The organism is Dorea sp. 210702-DFI.3.125, assembly GCF_020560945.1.
GTDB classification, from domain to species: domain Bacteria; phylum Bacillota; class Clostridia; order Lachnospirales; family Lachnospiraceae; genus Dorea; species Dorea formicigenerans.
The window spans coordinates 34,978-56,804 of record NZ_JAJCNF010000001.1 but is presented as its reverse complement, the minus strand read 5'-3'; the positions used below and the strand labels follow the sequence as shown (position 1 = coordinate 56,804).

At 41.1% G+C, this 21,827-nt stretch carries 20 protein-coding genes; 2 read left to right on the top strand and 18 right to left on the bottom strand.

Going from position 1 to position 21,827, the window contains the following annotated elements:
* Window positions 1-4: 4 nt before the first annotated feature.
* From LI164_RS00255 to mgtE, 3 genes are all read right to left on the bottom strand, one after another.
* On the bottom strand, window positions 5-1,195 hold the full coding sequence (locus tag LI164_RS00255) for an acetate/propionate family kinase (protein ID WP_005332597.1): 1,191 nt from the start codon (window positions 1,193-1,195) through the stop codon (window positions 5-7).
* Window positions 1,196-1,342: 147 nt separating this feature from the next.
* Window positions 1,343-2,347 carry a phosphate acetyltransferase gene (pta, locus tag LI164_RS00250; protein WP_022279061.1) on the bottom strand — a complete coding sequence of 335 codons (1,005 nt, stop codon included), beginning with the start codon at window positions 2,345-2,347 and terminating at the stop codon, window positions 1,343-1,345.
* A gap of 136 nt (window positions 2,348-2,483) precedes the next feature.
* Complete coding sequence (gene mgtE, locus LI164_RS00245) at window positions 2,484-3,836, bottom strand: magnesium transporter (RefSeq protein WP_117606131.1); 1,353 nt, start codon at window positions 3,834-3,836, stop codon at window positions 2,484-2,486.
* 89 nt (window positions 3,837-3,925) lie between these two features.
* Between mgtE and LI164_RS00240 the strand changes: the two genes are divergently transcribed.
* Window positions 3,926-5,203 carry a nucleotidyltransferase gene (locus tag LI164_RS00240; protein ID WP_117606130.1) on the top strand — a complete coding sequence of 426 codons (1,278 nt, stop codon included), beginning with the start codon at window positions 3,926-3,928 and terminating at the stop codon, window positions 5,201-5,203.
* Window positions 5,204-5,329: 126 nt separating this feature from the next.
* Here LI164_RS00240 and LI164_RS00235 read toward each other — a convergent pair whose 3' ends face one another.
* The 7 genes from LI164_RS00235 to LI164_RS00205 all read right to left on the bottom strand — a co-directional run bounded on the left by LI164_RS00235 (window position 5,330) and on the right by LI164_RS00205 (window position 13,009).
* Window positions 5,330-6,193 (bottom strand): TPM domain-containing protein, encoded by an 864-nt coding sequence (locus LI164_RS00235; RefSeq protein ID WP_117606129.1) that lies wholly within the window; start codon window positions 6,191-6,193, stop codon window positions 5,330-5,332.
* Between the two features lie 12 nt (window positions 6,194-6,205).
* A complete protein-coding gene (locus tag LI164_RS00230; RefSeq protein WP_117606128.1) occupies window positions 6,206-7,318 on the bottom strand; it encodes a hypothetical protein in 1,113 nt (370 codons plus the stop codon).
* Window positions 7,319-7,364: 46 nt separating this feature from the next.
* Entirely contained in the window at window positions 7,365-8,762 is a 1,398-nt protein-coding gene (locus LI164_RS00225) for an SPFH domain-containing protein (protein ID WP_173793529.1), read from the bottom strand.
* 144 nt (window positions 8,763-8,906) lie between these two features.
* A complete protein-coding gene (locus tag LI164_RS00220) occupies window positions 8,907-10,349 on the bottom strand; it encodes an ATP-binding protein (RefSeq protein WP_147566971.1) in 1,443 nt (480 codons plus the stop codon).
* Between the two features lie 52 nt (window positions 10,350-10,401).
* Window positions 10,402-11,151, bottom strand: coding sequence for a YibE/F family protein (locus tag LI164_RS00215; protein WP_005332585.1), 750 nt, complete (start codon window positions 11,149-11,151; stop codon window positions 10,402-10,404).
* On the bottom strand, window positions 11,145-12,281 hold the full coding sequence (locus LI164_RS00210; protein ID WP_227086576.1) for a YibE/F family protein: 1,137 nt from the start codon (window positions 12,279-12,281) through the stop codon (window positions 11,145-11,147). The genes LI164_RS00215 and LI164_RS00210 overlap by 7 nt, the downstream gene beginning before the upstream one ends.
* Window positions 12,282-12,313: 32 nt before the next feature.
* Window positions 12,314-13,009 (bottom strand): DNA alkylation repair protein, encoded by a 696-nt coding sequence (locus LI164_RS00205; RefSeq protein ID WP_005336541.1) that lies wholly within the window; start codon window positions 13,007-13,009, stop codon window positions 12,314-12,316.
* A 122-nt stretch (window positions 13,010-13,131) separates the two neighbouring features.
* Here LI164_RS00205 and LI164_RS16245 point away from each other — a divergent pair, with 122 nt between their 5' ends.
* A complete protein-coding gene (locus LI164_RS16245; RefSeq protein WP_005332582.1) occupies window positions 13,132-13,344 on the top strand; it encodes a TrkA C-terminal domain-containing protein in 213 nt (70 codons plus the stop codon).
* A 3-nt stretch (window positions 13,345-13,347) separates the two neighbouring features.
* Here the strand turns inward: LI164_RS16245 and LI164_RS00195 are convergent, their stop codons facing one another.
* From LI164_RS00195 to LI164_RS00160, 8 genes are all read right to left on the bottom strand, one after another.
* Window positions 13,348-13,836 (bottom strand): GNAT family N-acetyltransferase, encoded by a 489-nt coding sequence (locus tag LI164_RS00195; protein ID WP_117682479.1) that lies wholly within the window; start codon window positions 13,834-13,836, stop codon window positions 13,348-13,350.
* A gap of 49 nt (window positions 13,837-13,885) precedes the next feature.
* Window positions 13,886-14,743, bottom strand: a complete 858-nt coding sequence (locus LI164_RS00190; RefSeq protein ID WP_117682478.1) for a DegV family protein — start codon at window positions 14,741-14,743, stop codon at window positions 13,886-13,888.
* A 16-nt stretch (window positions 14,744-14,759) separates the two neighbouring features.
* Window positions 14,760-16,124: a PFL family protein gene (locus tag LI164_RS00185; RefSeq protein ID WP_117682477.1), complete on the bottom strand. Its 1,365-nt coding sequence runs from the start codon at window positions 16,122-16,124 to the stop codon at window positions 14,760-14,762.
* A gap of 25 nt (window positions 16,125-16,149) precedes the next feature.
* On the bottom strand, window positions 16,150-16,422 hold the full coding sequence (locus LI164_RS00180; RefSeq protein WP_005332576.1) for an ACT domain-containing protein: 273 nt from the start codon (window positions 16,420-16,422) through the stop codon (window positions 16,150-16,152).
* A gap of 107 nt (window positions 16,423-16,529) precedes the next feature.
* Window positions 16,530-17,327: an MBL fold metallo-hydrolase gene (locus LI164_RS00175; RefSeq protein WP_117656900.1), complete on the bottom strand. Its 798-nt coding sequence runs from the start codon at window positions 17,325-17,327 to the stop codon at window positions 16,530-16,532.
* Between the two features lie 43 nt (window positions 17,328-17,370).
* Window positions 17,371-17,961 (bottom strand): dephospho-CoA kinase, encoded by a 591-nt coding sequence (gene coaE, locus LI164_RS00170; RefSeq protein WP_117682476.1) that lies wholly within the window; start codon window positions 17,959-17,961, stop codon window positions 17,371-17,373.
* Window positions 17,962-17,973: 12 nt separating this feature from the next.
* Entirely contained in the window at window positions 17,974-20,601 is a 2,628-nt protein-coding gene (polA, locus tag LI164_RS00165) for a DNA polymerase I (RefSeq protein ID WP_117648915.1), read from the bottom strand.
* Window positions 20,602-20,841: 240 nt separating this feature from the next.
* Entirely contained in the window at window positions 20,842-21,825 is a 984-nt protein-coding gene (locus LI164_RS00160; protein WP_005332571.1) for an electron transfer flavoprotein subunit alpha/FixB family protein, read from the bottom strand.
* Window positions 21,826-21,827 lie beyond the last annotated feature (2 nt).

Sequence of the window (21,827 nt, the reverse complement as noted above, 5' to 3'; positions counted from 1 at the left end):
TAGATTAAACTAATGCTACTGTCTCACGTGCGATTGCAAGCTCTTCGTTAGTAGGAATAACCATAACAAGAACTTTTGAATCTGGTGTAGAGATTGTAATCTCTTCTCCGTGAGTATCATTTGCTTTCTCATCTACTGTAATTCCAAGGTATCCAAGATATTTCAGAACAGCGCTTCTAACTGTACCTGAGTTCTCTCCGATTCCTGCTGTAAATGCAATTACATCAACACCATTCATAGCTGCTACATAGCTTCCCACATACTTAGCTACACGGTAAGCGAATACTTCAAGAGCTACTTTAGCCTGAGCATTTCCTTCGTTAGCTGCGTTCTCAAGGTCACGGAAGTCGCTTGAAAGGTTGTTGGAAAGTCCATATACACCTGACTTCTTGTTGAGCATTGTCATAAGCTCAGAAATATCAAGTCCCTCTTTCTTAGCTACGAACTCAAGGATAGCCGGATCAATATCTCCGGAACGTGTTCCCATTACAAGTCCCTCAAGTGGTGTAAGACCCATAGATGTATCTACGGATTTTCCATTCTCTACTGCACAGATACTTGCACCGTTACCAAGGTGGCAGACAACTGTCTTAAGATCATCGTAAGATTTTCCTGCAAGCTCAGCAGCTCTCTTAGATACAAAGCTGTGGCTTGTACCATGGAAACCATATCTTCTTACTTTGTATTTGTCATAATACTCATATGGAAGACCATACATGTAAGCTTTCTCCGGCATTGTCTGATGGAATGCAGTATCGAATACAGCTACCATCGGTGTTCCAGGCATTAACTTCTGGCATGCATTGATACCGATTAAGTTTGCCGGGTTGTGAAGTGGTGCAAGATCATTACACTCTTCAATTGCAGCTTTTACCTCATCAGTAATTACAACAGAGCTTGCAAACTTCTCTCCACCATGTACGACACGATGTCCGACTGCCCCAATCTCATCCAGACTCTTAACAACACCTGTCTCGGCATCTGTTAATGCGTCGATAACAAACTGAATAGCCTCTGTATGTGTAGGCATAGCTTTGTCAGATTTAACCTTCTCACCGCCTGCTGGCTGGTATGTAAGGCTTCCATCAATTCCGATTCTCTCGCAAAGTCCTTTTGCAAGTACTTTCTCTGACTCAGAGTTGATGAGCTGGAACTTCAGTGAAGAACTTCCACAGTTGATTACTAATACATTCATTTCATTTACCTCTCTTTTAGATTAGAATTCTTAACTTATATAATAAGGACTTTCGTCCCTAATGTCTATCCCTAATTTGAAAAAATTTCAGCCATATGCATATTTTTTGTGCAAAATGCATATGGCTGATCATTAAAGATATGAAATTTATTTATCTTCTGCCATTGCCTGAACTGCTGTAATTGCGATTACACCCTCAATATCCTTAGCGCTGCAACCGCGGGAGAGATCATTGACAGGCGCTGCGATTCCCTGTGTAAGAGGACCGTAAGCTTCTGCTTTTGCAAGTCTCTGAACTAATTTGTATCCGATGTTTCCAGCATCAAGGTCTGGGAAGATCAGTACATTCGCTTTTCCCGCAACCGGGCTTCCCGGTGCTTTAGATGCTCCTACTGACGGAACAATTGCTGCATCAAGCTGGAATTCTCCGTCAATGAGAAGTCCTTCCGGAGCATTCTCTTTTGCAATCTTTGTAGCCTCTACAACTTTATCTACGTCAGCGTGTTTTGCGCTTCCCTTTGTTGAATGTGAAAGAAGTGCTACAACTGGCTCTTTTTCTGTCAGAAGTCTAAAGGAGTCTGCGGATGAAAGTGCGATTGCTGCAAGTTTCTCCGGATCCGGATTCTGCTCAAGTCCGGAATCACCAAACAGGAATGTTCCGTTGGCACCCATCTCACAATCCGGTACGACCATGATAAAGAATGCGCTTACGAGCTTTGTTCCCGGTTTTGTCTTCAGGATCTGAAGGCTTGGTCTTAATGTATCTGCCGTTGAGTGGCATGCTCCGGATACCATTCCGTCAGCATCTTTCATCTTAACCATCATAACACCATAGTAGAGATAATTAGTCAGAAGAAGTTCTCTTGCTTTTTCCTCTGTCATTCCCTTTTTCTCACGTAATTCTACAAGTTTTGCGATGTAGGCGTCTGTCTTCTCGCTCTTTGCAGGATCTACGATTGTTGCTCCGCTGATATCAAAAGAACCTTTGTTCTTTGCAATCTCTTCTTCGCTGCCGACAAGGATCAGGTTTGCTGTTCCTTCTTTCAGAACTGCTTCTGCTGCTTCATATGTTCTGATATCCTCTGTCTCCGGAAGTACAATTGTCTTTTTACTTGTTTTTGCTCTCGCTTTAATATCATCAATAAATCCCATGACTTAAAGACTCCTTTCGTTTGTATTCAGTTATTTCAACGTTCTCATTATAATACAAAGGATTGGCATGGACAAGTTGTATCTGCGTACTAAATTCAGTACATTGGGATTGTTTCTGATTAAATACAAAATGTTATTATAAGTGGAATACATGGCTGACGATCATAAAGTATACAGTTACTGTGCTGATATCTACAAGGGTAGAAATAAGCGGGGTCGCCATGATTGCGGGATCGAGTCCGATCTTGGAAGCAAGCATCGGAAGGGTACAGCCTACGACTTTTGCAATCAGGACGGTACAGATCATAGTTCCACCGATGGATAATGCAATGAGCGCATCTCCTTGTCCCATAACGATGATTCTGATTCCATTCACAACCGCCAGTATCACACTGACCACTGCTGCCACCCGGACTTCTTTAAATATAACTTTGAATAAATCCCGAAATTCTATTTCTCCTACAGACAATCCACGAATAACCAGCGTAGAACTCTGTGAACCGCAGTTTCCACCGGTTCCTGTCAGCATTGGAATAAAACCGGCAAGCTGTGGCATAACTACAAGTGCGCTTTCATAGCTGTTCATGATCATCTGTGTCACTGTCGCAGAAAGCATCAGAAATAACAGCCATGGAAGCCTGCTTTTTACATGTTCCACAACAGATGTTCCAAAATAAGTCTCTTCACTTGGAGACATACCGGCCATGATACTGATATCTTCTGTTGCCTCTTCCTGCATTACAAGCATGGCATCGTCAACAGTTACGATACCGACCATGCACATTTCATGATCCACGATTGGAAGGGCAATAAGACCATATTTATTGATCATCATAGCTACATCTTCCTGATCGTCTGTTGTATGCGCGTAAAGCACATTCGTATCCATAATCTCTTCGATTGTTCTAGATTCACCGGTTGTCAGAAGTTCTTTGACATCGACCCGTCCGATCAGTTTTCGTTTTTCCGTAACATAACAAGTGTAGATAGTCTCACGATTCAGACCAACCTGACGGATTTTTAAAATAGACTCTTCAACCGTCATCTCTTTGCGGAGTGCAATGTACTCCACATTCATAATACTTCCGGCACTGTCTTCCGGATATTGCAAAAGCTGATTGATCTGGGCTCTTGTCTCTTCATCGGTAACCATCAAAAGACGATCCACAACATTCGCAGGCATCTCTTCCAGGACATCGACCGTATCGTCCAGATACATCTCTTCCATGACCTCTTCCAACTCGGAATCGGTAAGTGCCCCGATCAGTACCTCACGCATGTCACTGTTCATATAAGTAAATGTCTCAGCAGCCTCTTCTTTTGCCAGGAGACGGAACACCATAACGAGCGGTTTCTGCTCAAAATCTTCCAGTGTCTCGGCAATATCGACGGGGTACATATTTCCCAGTTCTTCTTTTAATTCTTTGTACTGACCTGCATCAAGCATATCAAGAATCTGTTCTTTTGTCAGCATCTGTTCCTCTTCCATACATACCCTCCTGCCTGTTGTCATTCATTTGCAAGCAAAACATAGTTATAGTATAATAAATTTTATTAACAGTGACAAGGAGAAAGTGTATGAAAATTGTTGGAATTATTGCGGAATACAATCCATTTCACAAAGGGCACGAATTCCATATAGAAAAAGCGAAGAAAATCACAGGCGCTGATGCTGCAATTATTATTATGAGCGGCGACTATGTTCAGCGTGGAATTCCTTCCATCATGCCAAAGCATCTGCGTACCCAGATGGCACTTGCATGTGGTGCCGACGTAGTTTTAGAACTACCAGTCTGTTACGCAACCGGAAGTGCAGAATACTTTGCCACCGGTGCGGTCAGCCTCCTTGAAGCTCTCGGCTGTGTAGATTATCTGTGCTTTGGAAGTGAGTGCGGCGAAATAAAAATATTACAACAGATTGCCGATGTTCTTTGTAAAGAAACCGAGCTTTACAAAGTTCTCCTTCAGAAACATTTAAAAAATGGAAATGCATTTCCTGCCGCAAGAAAACTGGCTTTTATAGAATATTTAGGCAAAAACAAATCATTGTCCTGTATCCCCGAACAGATCAGCGCGATTCTGGATTCGCCAAATAACATCCTGGCTATTGAATATCTAAAAGCGCTTTCCTTTCTGAACAGTTCTATCGAGCCAGTAACAATTACACGCGAAGGAGCCGGATATCATGACCAGACACTCGGTGGCCTTTTCAGCTCTGCCTCTGCACTCCGGCAGGGATTACAGGATTGTGAACTTACAAAAAATGCGAATCACACTCCTGCTATTAATCATATACTTCGGGAACTGCCGCAAAACTGTCACAAGATTTTTAAAGAAAACTATCACAAATGCTTTCCTGTGTTTGCAGATGATTTTTCCTTGCTTTTAAAAGCAAAGCTTTTGACCGAAACAAAAGATACACTGACGCGATATCTGGATATTACACCGGAGATTGCAAACCGGATCATCACATTTAGAAATGATTTTTTAACTTTCAGCCAGTTCTGCGACCTGATAAAAACAAAAAATGTAACTTACTCCCGCATCAGCAGATGTCTGATCCACATTTTACTCGGCATCAGCAAATGTGATGTACCGGATCTGGCAGCAGATTCCAGGTGTGGATACGCCAGACTTCTTGGTTTCCGCCAAGAATCCTCATGGGTACTTACTTCTATCAAAAAAAATACCGGCATTCCTGTTATCTCGAAATTATCACAGCCTGCCGGTATAGATATCCATATGCTGGAGCAGAATATTTTTGCATCAGATCTGTACGAAAGTGTTGTGACAGACAAGTATCATACACCTTATAAAAATGAATATCAAAAACAGATTATTCGACTTAAGTCTTAAGTATAATATTCAAGAATGCCTCTGCAAGTCTACACTCCGTTTCGGTCGGCGCAAAACCATTGTCCACCGGACAATGTGCGCCCTGCCGGAGGCTATATCAGCTGGGGGATTGACTCCTAGCTGATATTAAAACCCACCACTTCGTCCACCGTGTGACCGGTCGGAAGAACTGACATGTGTTGTGCTTCCGCCTCCGCCACTGTGGCCGTGATCCTCATCATCTCTTGGAATCAGGCGTTTTGTCACAATACTATTGATATATCGATCCTCTTTTGTTGTTACTTTCATACTGCCTTGTTTCTTATACGCATTGGCAGCAACTTGATTTTTGACAGATTTTAATTTGCTTTTCTTCACCTGCGCCATTATGAATGCAACAACAAATCCTATGAGCAGATCCACAACACCCCAGAAGATCATAGTGAAAACATCTGGCTTATCATCATCGCTGTCTACATCATATGGATGCCCATCTCTCGCCTGGGTAAGAAGATCATCGCAAAGTGTGGCATATTTTGAAAATGCTTCCATATATTCACCATCACTTAAATAAGACAAGAACTCATCTTCCATATATTCCAGTCCATAATCCGTAAATGCAGTGATACCATAGCCGTATGTAGTAATTGCCCATTTCCGTTCGTCCATCCCAATCAGAAACAGAACACCGCTGTCTTCATCACCGTATCCATACCCATTATAGTCAAAGAAATCATCCGCATAATCCTGCGCACTTTTTCCATCTAATGAATTTTCCGTCACTACAACGACGTCACATTGCTGTTTTTCACTGATTTCGTCCAGTTCTGTGTTAAGCTCCTGCTCTTCACTGTCCGTCAGAAGATCTGCATCGTCTACCAGTCTGGGAAGTTGGCGATCCTGTGGGATTTCTTCAGCACATACCGGGATGTTCAAAATGCTAAGCCCGACTATCAATGTCAGTACACATAGCAGGGTGAAAATTTTTCTTATTATTTTATTTTCTCTCATATTCCCACCCTCCTATAAAAACATGACAACCATCATGATGATATAAAGGATCACACTGATAAGAATCCCTCTTGTTCCTACATATTTCCAGAATGCACCTTCGTCCGCCGGCAAATCTCCTACAATCTTTCCACTCTGTCCGTTCATGGCAAATGTGTACTTCTGTCCTTTCCACGTAGTATTCAGAAGCCATACCGGATACATGGCATAACTGGTCTTGGAATCCCGGATATTTACTGTACTGCTCTGCGTAGAAAGTGCATAATATCCGTTGACAGTCTCCCGAAAAGAATCTTCCGTACTCCGTCTGATTCTCTTTTTCGCCCGTTTCATGCATTCATCTTGGTCTACATCGTATCGGTCGGCTACATAACCTGCCAGGTACGCAGATTTAAATGGTACAGCATCTTTAAAGTCATAAGGCTCCAGTGATTCCATCAATGCATCATCCATTTTTACAGAACCGTCTTCCGGCACATGTTCAAAATAGATTGTGCCTCCCCGGCGGATTTTATAATATTTGTGCTCTGTATATTCGGTATCCCCGGACTTCCAGACACGGATTTTTTCTGCATCATAGGATATATCAGCTTCTGATTCGATATTGAATACCCAGAACGGAACATATAAACCTACAATCTCGTCTATATGATTCTCCTGTCTGAACACAGACGGGATAAATGCTTTTCCTGTCAGATGCTTATAATAAGCTTCTTTTGCAGCTTTTTTATCTAATTTGAATGGAATGACATAATCCGGTTTTAACGCTCCTTCAAACTGTCCTTTTAAAACAACACGATTTCCGCAGAACGGACAAGTTGTAGCGCCTGTATTTTTATCTGTCGTGATTTCACCGCCACAAGACTGACAGATATAGACAACCATATTATCAATCTCATCCTGATTCCAGTCATGTGCAGTATAGTTTTCGGACTTCTTCTGTTCTGTCTCGACATCTGATGCTGCATCTGCGGCAACTACCTGATCTGCCTTTGCGATCAACGATTCATATTCGTCCACGGAGATCTCTGTATCACAGTACGGGCACTTCATTTTCTGGCTTTTGCTGTCAAATTCCATGGCACCGCCACATGCCGGACATTTGTATTCTTTTATCTCTGACATTCATGTTTCTCCTTACAAAGTCTCATTTTATGCATTCCTGTGGGAGTTAACTTCTGTCGTCATCTGTAAACGGATCTCCGCACTCCGGACAGAATTTCGGAGGATTTGCAGGATCTTCCGGTTCCCAGCCACATTTATCGCAGCGATAGTGTAATTTCTGCGGTTTCGGTTTTCCACACTCCATGCAGAATTTTCCTTTGTTGAGCGTTCCACAGCTGCAAGTCCAGCTATCGTCATCCTGTGGTTTTGGCTTACCACACTCGATACAGAATCTGCCATTGTTGACCTGACCACAGGAACAAGTCCAAGACGCTATCTCTCCACCTGCTGCCGGGGCTGCTGCTTTGTTTTTCAGATTTTGGGGTTCACCCGCCTGTGGATCCTGTCCATTTGCCTGATTCTGCTCTTTTTGTACCTGCTGCTCTTGCTGCGCCTGTTTCTGAGCGGCTCCCTGGTCATAGAGTCCCTGGATATTCATGCCGCCGCTCGCCATATTCATTCCCATAAATCCCATCATAGCACCATTCGGATTGCTGGCCGCATTCTTCATTGCCTCTGCCTGTGCCATACCAAGTGTCGCTGCCATCATGCTTGGATCTGTATACATAGATGTATTTTGTGCCTGACGGATTGCCTCAGCATCTTCTTCTTTGAGTGTGACTGGATTAAATGCAACAGACACAATAGAAAGTCCACGGATCTCAGACCATTTTTTCGTCAAAATCTCGTTCATGGCGTCACCAATCTCGGTGGCATGTGCCGGAATCTGGCTTGGGCGTATCTCCATCTCTGCGATCTTAGCAAATGCCGGCTGCAGCGCATCTACGAACTCCGTCTTAAGCTGCGGCATGATCTCACTTTTTTCATAACATTCTGTCACATTTCCGCTAAGACTTGTGTAAAACAAAAGTGGATTTGTAATTTTAAAGGAATACACTCCGTTACAGCGGATCTCAATATCTTTGTCCAGATTGATGCGTTTATCTACTACACGGAACCAGACTGGATTAGCAGTACCAAACTTATTATCTGTGATTTCCTTTGTGTTGATATAGTAGACTCTCTGATCTTTTCCTGTATCACCGCCATAACTGAATCTCTTTCCGATCGTCAGAAATGTATTTTTGATACTGTCACTTAAATTTCCCGCAAAAATACTTGGTTCTGATGAAGTATCATATGTATACTCGCCCGGTTCCGCACAAACTTCCGCAATTTTCCCCTGATCAACGATCAGCATACACTGACCATCTGCCACTGCAATTCCAGAACCATTGGAAATGATGTTGTCGTTACCGTTTGTATTTGAGGAACGGCTCCCTGTGCGCTTTTTTCCTCTTACAAGCAGTGTATCGTTATCAAGAGAATCACAATAGAAGAATTCCTTCCACTGATCTGCCATGACCGTCCCTGTTGCGGCTTGAGCTGCTTTTATTAATCCCATAATATTCCTCCTATTTACACCCTGCAATCTGGCGTCTCGTCTCAGCCAGATTACAGTATATTTTGATCAATTAATACATATTTTGATTATAACATTTCAGTGACATTTTGTGTGATTTTCTTTTTATTGTCTGAAAAATCTATTTTATTTTCCCTGCAGCAAATTCAGTAATCTGCCATACACTTCTTCATTTTCAAGTATGACCAAAGCCAGACTTTCTTTTACCTGATTCAAGTAATGAAAAAGTTTTCGGACATCAGACATTTCTTTTCTTCCCTGCTTGTTTGATCTAAGATACCCTTCTTCGTCATAATAATACTGGTCATTAATCACCACTGCCAGATACTCTGCATGCTCTTGTCCGGTAGTATTATCATTTGCATCATAGGGCTCTTTGCGATATTGATACCCATGACTTTTGTAATTCTTTATCAATTTTTCCGCTTCTATTGAATCATTTGCATAGACGACTTCGATATGTGGGTAGCCTTTCTGACTTTTCCCAGTTGGCAGATGCATCATATTCTGAATAAAAGAAGATACCTCTGCATTGGCCCGGATTCGGTTTGTCAGGCGAAAAATCTGTATTTCCGGCAAATGTTCGATTCTGTGCGTACCTCTTCTGTCAATTTCTTTTGAGGATATCATATCTTCCACATCGCTGGAAAATATAACCGGCTGTTCTTTCACACATTCCAGCAATAATTCTAATTTTTCTGCCGAGAGCAAATGTGCTTCGTCCACAAGAATAGCGCTGTAATCTTCTAAGTTTATTGGATTTTTTATCTGATTATCCGACCAAAAGTCGATCCGTCGTAATCGTTCATGCAGAATCTCCCATTTTTTTCCGGCCTCACCACAGTGAATCATGCACACTTTATGCTTCTGTGATAACTTCATGGCAATATCATAAAGTAACAGAGTTTTTCCTGTTCCCGGAAGTCCACTGAAACTATAATACCCAGTATGTTCTGTTCGAATTCTTTTTAGAATCTGACGCTTAATGTCTCTTTGCTGGGAAGTCAGGAAATATTCCTTTCGCAAAAATTTCAAAGGTTCTGTCAGAGGCGAAATCAGATACATTTCTGCCTGAAATAAATCTTCAATCTCTCCACCATAATCTGAACTTTTATTTTTCAAGAGTCCGCACAACTGCTGCCAGTCGGCCTCCACAATATGATCGTGGTTCGTCAGCCTTACAAGCCGGTTCTGACTGCTGATGTAAGTGTAAGAATAAATCGGGCGTCCCAGCACAGACAGATAATAACGGTTCTGAATCAACTGCTTCCGGATCGTCTCATCGGATACTGCGCCACTTTTCAGTTCAATATTCACAATCTGCTCGTCCTTGATCTGAAGCAGATCAAATTCCTTTCCAAGTCTCGGAATCTGGAAGGAATAAAAAAAACGAAGGGCGTATACTTCATCCATATGCGCTTCCAGTTCACGGACAAGAGATCTCATACTCTCCAGTTCCCATGTACGCATTTTCAGAAAATACTCCCTTCCTGATAGTTGCCGTTCCAGTTTTTGTAACTGTCCTATGTTCTGATTTCTTGTCACTGCATAAATAGAAATTGATTTCATTTCCTATCTCCTACATTTAAAATAGAATCTTTTCTTCAGTATAGTTGAATTTCTATTTTACAGCAAGCATTTTTGCCATTAGCACTGCCGCAATCGGCATCACCATTACACAGGCAATTGCACCGAAAATCATAGAAGCAAAATTTTGAAACAATATTTTTGAATTTAGCAAAAGTTCCAACGAATAATTTTGCATTTTCAAATAGGTAAATAACAATAGTGATTCTCCAAGATATGCAAACAGCAATGTATTTACCGTTGTTCCAATCACTTCTCTTCCGATTTTCATTCCACTTTCTACAAGCTCTGTAAATTTCATCTCGGATTTATGATTTTTCACCTCATATACAGAAGTCGTAACTGTCAGAGCCATGTCGAGAATTGCCCCCAGTGTACTGAGCAAAATAACTGAAACCATCACATTTCGCATACTGATATTCAAATCCATATTGTAATATAAAATGTCATCTCCAACAGATTGGATTTCATTCAATCCACCAGCCTCAGTACTCCATATTACAACATAAATGACAAAAAATAAAACCAGCATTGTAATAGCCACAGAAATAAATGCGCTCCAGGTCTTTACATTCGTTCCATTTTGATAAAATAATGTAATGCAGGATATCACGATTCCCGCTCCAACCGTAACAAATAGAACCGGTACTCCTGCTGCCATAAGCCAGATTGCAAAGCTAAGCAGAAGTAAATTCCCGACCAGGGCAATTAAAGATACAACTCCTCTGTCTCCTCCGACAATCACAATCAAGCTAATCAAAATCAACCCAAGTATTATCAGCATATCTTTTTCACCTTCTTTGCAGACATTTTCATCATAACAGATGTTATAATAATCGATACCGGTATTGCCAATACAATACCAATACTCTCAACAAAAAATCGACATAATTCACACGGAATATGAAGTTTAATAATTGTAACGAACCGCACACTGTTATTCATCCGAATCAGACACATTGGAATAAGTCCACAGCCAAATACAAATAACAGTACATTAATCATCGTCCCCATAATATCATATCCAATTTCTCTTCCTGATTTAAACAATTCAAAAAATGTTACATCTGGTTTTTTCCGGACAATTTCACTCAAAGCGACAGAAATTGCAACGGATACATCCATAATAGCTCCCAACCCGGACAATAATATTTCTGCATGAAACATTTCATCTGGATTATCAATGCTTCCAAGATATTCCATTGTGGAGTAATCCAGTTCTTCCATATGTCTCATTACCAGATCAAAAATCCCCATAATCATTGCGAGCACACACAATGTGGACAACAATGCTGCCCATGTTTTTCTATTAATTCCATTTAGCCCAATCAAAGTAGCTGCTGCAAAAAGTATTACCAATTTGTTACAAAGCGATAACACATTCGAACTGTCTCCACATTTCCAGAATCCCACGAAAAATATAATTAGATTTATTATGACTGTCCCGACAGTCAATGCTCCATGTCTTCCGGTTACAATAAGAAGAAGCAGAATTAAAAATCCAAGCAGTACGACAATCTCAGTATCCCTTTTTACACCTCGTATTCCCGATCCAACATCATCTTTGGAACCATTCAGGAAAACTTTTTCCCCTTTATGGTATCCTTGCTTCAACATACCTGTATAAGTATATTCATGAGAAAACGAAACTTTTTTCCCTTTATTTTTCCCGTTTAGAACGACTCCTTGAATGTTCTGCTCGTATTTTTTCTCCTTCGTTCCACGAGTGCTTTTCCCTTCTCCGGTCATCCGCGTCTCAACCTTCGTAAGTTTCGCAATTGGCGTCTGATATAGCCAGGCATCATTCATAACAAATACAACTGCCAGAAAGTAGACCAGACCCAAAATACAATATACTTTTCTTTTTTTACTTTTCATTACATATTCGATTATTCTTTGACTTAAATTTTTCATTTTCTTACTTCTTTTCATTTATTCTATTACCTTCATATTTTGAGCGTTTTCAGATATACTTTCTGTTCTGGAGTAATCCGATAACTTTCAATAGCTTTTTGAATGGACTTATTGTGTGTCCACACATCAAGTTTGCGTTCTTCAATAAATGGGAGTATCTGATCATACTGCTTTGCGAGCGCGGTTGCAAAATACCATGCCCTCATCATATTCACATAATATTCGTCTGACTGAACCAAAGCTACTTTCCTGGGATATTCTATCCGGAATTCGTCTCCCAGATAATAACGCATCAGCATACCGATACCAAATCGGATTGTATAAGTGCGGTCTGATTTCATCCAGTGGCAGACCTCTTCTATAAATGTATCCAGATGATTTTTCATTACTTTGACTGCCAGCATATCACAGGTTGCCCAGTTATCGATGTATGGTAAAAATCGTTCCAGCTCTGCCAGACATCTGTCATAATCCTTAATCTGTTCAATCAAAAGCCCGTGCAGATTATTTTCATCATAATACTGATGTGGAAGAATTTTCAAGAATTCTTTTGCTTCTTCTGTTTTTCCATATCCTTTTGCAAATTTGCGAAGCACAGGCATTCGCACACCAATAACCGTTTCTTTCTCTATTGTCGGCAAGAGTTTTGCCTGAAAATCCCGATATTGTAAATCCTGTAATTCAAACAACTGTTTTTGTACACGCTCTGTTACTTTAACCTGATTCATAACTACCCTTCCTTCGTTAATTCATTTTGAGATTTCGTCCCAGATATGTTAGACTATATAACAACTGGAAAAATATGTTTTGGGAACTATTATGAAAGAAAAAATATTTAACATCATTCAAATTGGAGACATCTGACTTAAAAAATACAGACATTAAAGAAATTGCGGAAGTATTTGTAGACAAGCGCTACGCCGGAAAGACTGTCGGAGAAATGGAAGAAACACAGCAGATCACCATATTTCTTGTACTACGAGATGATCTTTCTGTGCTTCCACAAAAAAATACCATTTTAAAGTTAAACGATATTATCATTATCCGTGAACCTGATCTATAACACTTACAGTTCTTTATAGTGCACAATAATATCTTCGTACACGCCATCTTTGTTCAGGAATCCACCCGGAATTGTCCCAAGCTGTGTAAATCCAAGCTTCTGATAAAGCTTCAGTGCAGTTGTATTACTTTTTACAACTGCATTGAACTGCAGCACACGGAAACCGATTTCTTTTGCTTTTTCCAGGCAGTCCGTCACGATTGCCTTACCAACGCCTTGCCCTCTTACCGTACTTTTTACTGCATAGCTGGCATTACAGATGTGTCCGCATCTGCCAATATTATTCGGGTGAAGAATATAAAGTCCCACGATCTCATCATTTTCATTGACCGCAATACCTGTATAAGACTGCTCTTTAAAAAATGCTTCTCCGTCTTCCACTCCCAAATCCTCAAGCTGTGGAAATGCTTTTCCCTGATCTACAACTTCATTCCAGATTGCAATTGCATCTTTCGTATCTTCACTTCGAAATTCTCTTACAGTAATCTCCATAGTTTTCCTCCCTGTATGAGTCCACACATTAAAATTGTAATTTCATTTATTACAATTTAATTTTACGACTGCAGGCAATTGCCCTTGCCCCTGGTCCAATATGACATGATACGCTCAGTGACAGCGGATTCATCACCACATCATATCCCGGGAATCTTGCCTCTATCTCTGCTTTCCATTCCTGTGCTTCTTCAGCAGAACATGTATAGGCAGCCTCGAGATGTACTTCTTCTCCGGCAAACCGTTCTTTCAAATCTTTTTCCATTGCATCAAGCATCGTCTTCTTTGCAGATTTCCATCCACGCGCTTTCGAAAAGGCATCCAGCTTATCGCCTTGAATCTGAAGAACCGGTTTTAAATTCAACACAGTACCGATAGCTGCCGCTGCCGGTGTGATACGTCCACCTTTTTTCAAATACTTTAGTGTATCTACTGTAATATAGATACTGGACTCTAGTTTTTCACGCATCAGAACTTCTTCGATTTCCTGTACAGACATCCCTTTCTCTGCCATTTCAATCGCATCAAGAACCGACTGTCTCTGAGTAACAGAAATCCTCTGATTATTTACTACACGGACTTTTCCTTCAAATTCCATAGCAAGTCCCATGGCTGTATCACAGGAACTGCTAAGTCCACTTGACATCGGAATATAAAGGATTTCGTCATATTTTTTCAAAAGCTCTTCCCACAAATCCATCACATCTCCCGGAGATGGCTGTGAGGTAGATATCTCTGCATCCTCTGCCAGTTTTTTATAAAATTCTTCCTGGGATAATGTGATATCTTCATAGAATAATTCTCCGTTAATATAGAATGGCATCGGAAGAATATGGATTCCTAATTTCTTACTTTCCTCCTGTGTAATTCCACTGTTGCTGTCTGTAACGATTGCTACCTTTCCCATTCTTGTCAATTTCCTCCTAATTCTTAAAGCTGTGCACCGGAGCCGGAATCCTTCCTTTTCTGCTCACAAATGCGCTACAGTCATATTCATTCACCGGTATGATCGGTGCATATCCTAACAATCCGCCAAATTTAGCGGTATCTCCAACATCTTTTCCTATAACAGGAATCAGACGTACTGCTGTTGTTTTCTGATTGACCATTCCGATTGCCATCTCATCGGCAATAATTCCTGAAATCGTAGATGCTTTCGTCTTTCCTGGAATAGCGATCATGTCCAGACCTACAGAGCATACACAAGTCATAGCCTCTAATTTTTCCATTGTCAGCGCGCCTATCGTTACCGCATCGATCATTCCCTGATCTTCACTGACTGGAATAAATGCACCGCTAAGTCCACCTACATAAGAGGATGCCATAACACCACCTTTTTTCACCTGATCATTCAGCATTGCAAGCGCTGCTGTCGTACCAGGTGCTCCAACACGCTCCAGACCGATTTCTTCCAGAATCTCAGCGACACTGTCTCCAATCGCCGGAGTAGGTGCCAGTGACAGATCGACAATTCCAAACGGAACACCGAGACGTTTTGATGCTTCTCCTGCTACAAGCTGACCGACACGTGTCACCTTAAATGCGGTTTTCTTGATTGTCTCACATAATTCTTCAAACCCCTGTCCACGCACCTGCTCAATGGCATGCTTTACAACCCCCGGTCCGCTGACTCCTACATTAATCACCGCATCGCCTTCTGTCACGCCAAGAAATGCCCCTGCCATAAATGGGTTGTCATCTGGTGCATTACAGAATATAACAAGCTTTGCACATCCAAGAGAATCGTTGTCTTTCGTTGCTTCTGCAGTCTCTTTTACAATCTCTCCGCAGAGACGGACTGCGTCCATGTTGATACCTGTCTTTGTAGATCCTACATTAATAGAACTGCACACCCGATCTGTACAGGCAAGCGCCTGTGGAACAGAATGGATTAAAAGCTCATCACTTTTTGTCATAGCCTTTGACACTAATGCAGAATAACCACCGATAAAATTCACACCGACTTCTTTCGCTGCCCTATCCAATGTCTTTGCAATTTCCACAAAGTCTTCCGGTTTCTTGCATGCTGAACCACCGATCAATGAAATCGGAGTTATAGAAATACGTTTATTGACAATTGGGATTCCGTACTCCTGTTCAATCTGATTACCTGTCACAACCAGATCCTTTGCAACTGTTGTAATCTTTTCATATACTTTTTGATTCAACTTATCCAGATTAGAATCAATACAGTCCAAAAGACTGATTCCAAGTGTGATTGTTCTCACATCCAGGTTCTCATGTTCAATCATCTGCTGGGTTTCATTTACTTCGTAAAAATTAATCATGTCCAATCCTCCGCTTTATTCAAGATTACAAACGATGCATTTTTTCAAAGATATCTTCCCGCTGGCAGTGGATATCTACGCCAATTGTTTTTCCGAGTTCTTCCATCTCATTAACAACTACTGCAATTTCTTTTGTACAATTTGTGACCTCTACAATCATCATCATATTAAAATAACCCTCTACGATTGTCTGGGAAATATTTAATATGTTTACAGAAATATCAGAAAGATACTGACATACTCCCGCAATAATTCCAACCTTGTCTTTTCCAACTACAGTAATGATACATTTCTTCATGGTGTTCCTCCTCGTAATCTCCGTGTCAGTAAAATTTCTGACACTATGCTTTTTTGTAAGGCAGTTACAGATCAATCATTTTTGACCAGTGTTTTTTTACAAAACAGTTACAGATCAATAATCTCTGACACACTGCTTCTCTTTGCAACAGTGATTGGGAAATCGTCCCCTTTATATGGATTATCTCCCAAAGTAACCTCTAACTTCACCGTCTCATAGGCAAGCTCTTCATAATTGTTCTCTTTACTGAGATGTCCAAGAACAACATGTTTCAGGTTATCATGTAATATATCACATAACAGCCTTCCTGACAATTCATTTGATAAATGTCCTTTGTCTCCTGCCACTCTTCGTTTGAGCGGATATGGATATGGACCGACCTCCAACATCTTTAAGTCGTGGTTTGCCTCCAGCACGATTGCGTCCAGATTTTTCAAATGTTCCACGGTATAATCGTCATACTTTCCAAGATCTGTTGCGACTGCAACGGATTTTTCCCCGTCACCGATCCGGTATCCGGACGGTTCATTTGCATCGTGAGAGATTTTGAATGGTTCTACTTTCAGCTCACCCAGTGTAAATGTTTCATCCGTCTGGATTTCATGGAATAATCCTTCCGGCATCTTTCCAATACTGGAAATCTTTTTGATTCCTTCTATTGTACCTTTTGTCGCATAGATCGGCACTTCATACTTTCTGCTGAACACGCCAAGACCCTGCACATGGTCAATATGTTCATGAGTGATCAGAATCCCGCTAAGCTCCTCTCCCTTGATATCCAGAGCTTTCAGACCTTCCTCTACTCTTTTTTTGCTGATTCCTGTATCTACAAGAAGATGTGTATGCTCTCCTCCCGTATAGATACAATTGCCACTGCTTCCGCTGGCAATACTGCATAGTCTCATATATATGTAAATTCCTTCCGTATATCTTAGGTATGAGATCTGTCTATAATTCCTTTACAATCTGATCGATCTGGATCATTGTCTCTGCAAAGATTCCACTATTATCAATTACACGGTCACAGGCTTTTAGGAACATCTCCTTTGGCAGCTGTGCTGCAATAATCTCATCAATCTTCTTATTATCATATCCCCTGGAATAGTAAAGACGGTTTCTGCGCACTGCATCCTCCACATATATATACCAGAGCTCATCACAGATCTCATTATAATGATCTTCTACAAGAACAGCCGATTCTACAATCAGAAGATTCGTGTTCTTGCGTTCTTCTTTTTTGATTTTTTTATTTACTTCCTCTTTTACCGCCGGGTGTACGATCTCATTGAGTACACTTAACTCTTTGGGATCACCGAACACGATATCTGAAAGCTTCTTTCTGTCAAGCTCCCCTTTTTCGTCCAGTATTTCTGTACCGAAATGTTCTACGATCGGATCGTAACAGATTCCGCCTTTTTTCTGTAATTTCTTTGCCACCTTATCAGTCTGACAAACGGAAGCTCCGTATTTGTCACTTAAATATTCCAGTATCTGTGTCTTTCCTGCTCCTACTCCGCCAGTAATACCTATAATTTTCATAATCTCCACCCCTTACTTTGCTTCGTACCAGTTTTCTCCTGTGTGCATATCTATCTCCAGCGGTACATCTAAGGATGCCGCCTGCTCCATCTCCTCCCGGAGGATTTTTTCTACTTCCGGAAGTTCTGGTCTGTAAGCTTCTATGAGAAGTTCATCATGTACCTGAAGTACAAGTCTGGACTTCAGATTCTGCTCTTTCAGTCTACGGTTCACACCGATCATGGCAATTTTCATAATATCTGCTGCGGTTCCCTGGATTGGTGCATTCATTGCCACTCTCTCTCCGAAGGAACGCTGCATAAAATTGCTGGAAGAAAGTTCCGGAACCGGACGTCTTCTTCCGAACAATGTCACAACATACCCCATCTCTTTTGCATGTGCCACAGTATCATCCAGAAATGTCTTGATTCCCGGATATGTCTTAAAGTAATCTTCAATATATTTTGCAGCTTCTTTTCTGCCAATACTCAAGTCCTCAGACAATCCAAAAGAACTGATCCCATATACAATACCGAAATTGACCGCTTTCGCATTTCTTCTTTGAAGTGGAGTTACCTCTTCAAAAGGAATGTGAAATACCTGAGAAGCTGTAATTCTATGAATATCCTTTTCTTCCCGGTAAGCCTCGATCAGATTTGCGTCACCGGAACAATGTGCCAGCACACGAAGTTCAATCTGTGAATAATCGGCATCCACAAAAATGTATCCGTCCTCCGGCACAAATACCTTCCGGATCAGCCGTCCCAGTTCTACCCGGACCGGAATATTCTGAAGATTCGGCTCCGTACTGCTGATCCGTCCGGTCGCTGTAATTGTCTGATTGAACTTGCTGTGGATTCGTCCATCTTCTTCAATATAATTGACCAGACCATCTGCATACGTAGATTTTAGCTTTGTAAGCTGTCTGTATTCCAGCACTTTACTTACAATCGGATAATCCGGTGCAAGCTTGTCCAGCACACTTGCCGCAGTGGAATAACCACTTTTCGTCTTTTTACTTCCCGGAAGTAAAAGCTTTTCAAAAAGGATCACGCCAAGCTGCTTTGGTGAATTAATATTGAACGATTCACCTGCCATTTCGTAAATTTCTTTTTCCAGTTCACTAATCCGTCCGCCAAGCTGGCTGCTATAAACTTTCAGCGCCTCACCTTCAGCACGGATCCCATTTCTTTCCATATCATAAAGAGTAAATACAAGCGGCATCTCAATATCTTCAAATAGATGCAGCATCTGTGTTTCTTCTAACTTCTTGTATAACAAGTCACTGCCCTTAAACGCTGTATATGCTTCATAGCAAACCTTTACATAAGCTTCTGACTTTTCTTCAATTACAATATTAAGCTGCTCTCTTGCCACATCTTCGTATGTGTAATCATTCTTCAACGGATTCAAAAGGTAAGCCGCAACCGTTGCATCAAAACAATGCTTCTGATTTTTGATTGGCAGCCACTTCATAGCTTCTTTGATATCGAACATGACAAAACGTCCGCAACTTTCATTCAGCTTACTCAGCTTTTCAAGAAGGAATTCCTTTGTAATCTGCTCAGTCACTTCAATACAGTATGCATGCTCTTCATCAAAACAAAGACCGATACCGCCAATTGCCGCTTCATTTGCAAAAAGCGGAAGTACATTTTCCGTATTCTGGAAGATGACCGCTCCAACACATGTGGATTCTTTTGCCTGATCCAGAACTTTTTCTGCCTTCTTATAATCTGTAATCTGTTCAAATCCGTCTTCCACCTGATTTGCCGGTGCAGTAACATCGAATTTGGACAAAAGATTCTTAAACTGTAGTTTCTGGAAAAATGCATATGCTTCTTCTGTAAATATATTACCAAGCTTCGCCTCAGACAGTTCATACGGAAAATCCGCATGCACTTCAATCGTGGCAAGTGTCTTGCTCATAACTGCCATATCCCAGTGCTCAGCAAGTGCCTTGGACGCTCGTGGCGGCTTCAGTTCACTCACATGTTCATATGCATTCTCGATTGAATGATATTCTGTGATAATCTTGGTCGCTGTCTTTTCTCCGATGCTTGGAACTCCTGGAATGTTATCGGCCGTGTCGCCCATCAGCGCTTTCAGATCAATGAACTCCTTCGGTGTCACCTGATAACGTTCTTTCACATCTGCCGCATAATAATCTTCCACTTCAGTACGACCCTGCTTTGTCTTTGGAATGCGGATCTTAACATGTTGCGTTGCAAGCTGCAGAAGATCTCTGTCTCCGGAAATAACGGACACTTCCATTCCTTCTTCTTCACATCGTCTGGACAGTGTTCCAAGAAGATCGTCAGCCTCCAATCCCGCACACTCTATAGTCTTAATCCCCATAGAGCAAAGGACTTCCTTAATAACCGGAACCTGCTGCCTCAGTTCGTCTGCCATCGGCTTTCTTGTTCCTTTGTAAGCGTCATACATCTTATGACGGAATGTCGGCGCATGCACGTCAAATGCGACCGTCAGATAATCCGGCTTTTCTTCATCCAGAATCTTGAACATGATCGTCAGAAATCCATAGATTGCATTCGTATGAAGTCCTTCGGAATTCGTCAGATCCGGAAGTCCGAAAAATGCCCTGTTTAATATGCTGTGCCCATCGATGAGCACAATTTTTTTATTTGTATTCTCGCTCATATAGTCTCCTTGTTAATAAACAAACTACCTTATTACTATACACCAAATCTGTTTTTTTTAAAAGCTATATATTATCAAAACAAATAAAATAACGCTAAATTTGATACATTTCTATCAAATTGTTCCATCCAAGACTCTGATGGCAAAAAAAGAAAGCCCGGCGATGAGCTTTCCTTTTTGTCATGCTTTTTAAAGCATGCATATATTCTAAAATTGAGGTAAGTAATTTCTGTCTTTATATTACAGTGTCAGGTAGTTCTCCAGAATTTCTTTTAAATCTGCCTGGATTCCGTAATCTGCAACTCCAAAAATCGCAGCATTTTCGTCTGTATTGACTGCAACATATAAATTTGTATCCTTGATTCCTTCTGTATGCTGAATTGCTCCGGATACACCAAAGGAGATACAGATCTTCGGACGGATTGTAAGTCCTGTCTGTCCAATCTGGTGATTGAACGGAATCATCTCTGAATCAACCATTGGTCTTGTTCCTCCGATTGCTCCTCCGACTTTCTCAGCAAATTTCTCGAGAAGTTCAAAGTTATCATCTTCCAGAACTCCACGTCCTCCGACAACAACAACTTCTGCTCCGAGAATACTGTCTGTTGTATTTTCTGCCGGAAGTTCTTCCAGAATCTCAACTCCAGATTTTTCAATTTTGATATCATCAAAAAATGTTACATTTGCATTTCCGCTTTCTTTTGCCTCACAGGCTGCATAGACACCAGGTCTTACTGTCATCATCTGCGGATAAATACCTTCTTTTGTAAGAATTGTAACAAATACATTTTCTCCGTAGGACGGTTTGTTCTGTTTAATATAGAAAGAACCGTCTTCTCTCTGAGCAGCCAGAACCTCTGTACAGTCCGCAGTCATACCACAACCAAGACGCATCGCTACTCTTGAGAAAATAGAACGTCCCTGTGGTGTTGCCGGAACAAGCACTGCGGATGGCTCGATTTTCTTTAACATTTCAGCAATTGCAGCACTGACTGCATCATCCTGAAGTGTGATATCATGATCTGCTTTTACTGCATAGATTTCATCTACACCAAGCTTATCTAATTCTTTTACAAGTTCTTCTGCATGGTCGGAAAGAACGATTGCCTGAACTTTTTCTTTTGTTGTCTCAGCCAGACCTTTTGCCGCTGAAACCAGTTCTGCAGCTACCGTCTCTAATTCACCATTATAACTTTCTGCATAAACACAAATTCCATTAGCCATAG

Coding starts and splice junctions, on each gene's coding strand:
- LI164_RS00255 (WP_005332597.1), bottom strand. CDS start 1,195: ATGAATGTATTAGTAATCAACTGTGGAAGTTCTTCACTGAAGTTCCAG.
- mgtE (WP_117606131.1), bottom strand. CDS start 3,836: ATGGAAGAGGAACAGATGCTGACAAAAGAACAGATTCTTGATATGCTT.
- LI164_RS00215 (WP_005332585.1), bottom strand. CDS start 11,151: ATGCTGATAATACTTGGGTTGATTTTGATTAGCTTGATTGTGATTGTC.
- LI164_RS00185 (WP_117682477.1), bottom strand. CDS start 16,124: ATGATTAATTTTTACGAAGTAAATGAAACCCAGCAGATGATTGAACAT.
- LI164_RS00175 (WP_117656900.1), bottom strand. CDS start 17,327: ATGAGACTATGCAGTATTGCCAGCGGAAGCAGTGGCAATTGTATCTAT.
- LI164_RS00225 (WP_173793529.1), bottom strand. CDS start 8,762: ATGGGATTAATAAAAGCAGCTCAAGCCGCAACAGGGACGGTCATGGCA.
- LI164_RS00210 (WP_227086576.1), bottom strand. CDS start 12,281: ATGAAAAATTTAAGTCAAAGAATAATCGAATATGTAATGAAAAGTAAA.
- LI164_RS00230 (WP_117606128.1), bottom strand. CDS start 7,318: ATGTCAGAGATAAAAGAATACAAATGTCCGGCATGTGGCGGTGCCATG.
- LI164_RS00190 (WP_117682478.1), bottom strand. CDS start 14,743: ATGGGAAAGGTAGCAATCGTTACAGACAGCAACAGTGGAATTACACAG.
- coaE (WP_117682476.1), bottom strand. CDS start 17,961: ATGAAAATTATAGGTATTACTGGCGGAGTAGGAGCAGGAAAGACACAG.
- LI164_RS00205 (WP_005336541.1), bottom strand. CDS start 13,009: ATGAATCAGGTTAAAGTAACAGAGCGTGTACAAAAACAGTTGTTTGAA.
- LI164_RS00220 (WP_147566971.1), bottom strand. CDS start 10,349: ATGAAATCAATTTCTATTTATGCAGTGACAAGAAATCAGAACATAGGA.
- LI164_RS00235 (WP_117606129.1), bottom strand. CDS start 6,193: ATGAGAGAAAATAAAATAATAAGAAAAATTTTCACCCTGCTATGTGTA.
- LI164_RS00160 (WP_005332571.1), bottom strand. CDS start 21,825: ATGGCTAATGGAATTTGTGTTTATGCAGAAAGTTATAATGGTGAATTA.
- LI164_RS00180 (WP_005332576.1), bottom strand. CDS start 16,422: ATGAAGAAATGTATCATTACTGTAGTTGGAAAAGACAAGGTTGGAATT.
- LI164_RS00240 (WP_117606130.1), top strand. CDS start 3,926: ATGAAAATTGTTGGAATTATTGCGGAATACAATCCATTTCACAAAGGG.
- polA (WP_117648915.1), bottom strand. CDS start 20,601: ATGAGCGAGAATACAAATAAAAAAATTGTGCTCATCGATGGGCACAGC.
- LI164_RS00195 (WP_117682479.1), bottom strand. CDS start 13,836: ATGGAGATTACTGTAAGAGAATTTCGAAGTGAAGATACGAAAGATGCA.
- pta (WP_022279061.1), bottom strand. CDS start 2,347: ATGGGATTTATTGATGATATTAAAGCGAGAGCAAAAACAAGTAAAAAG.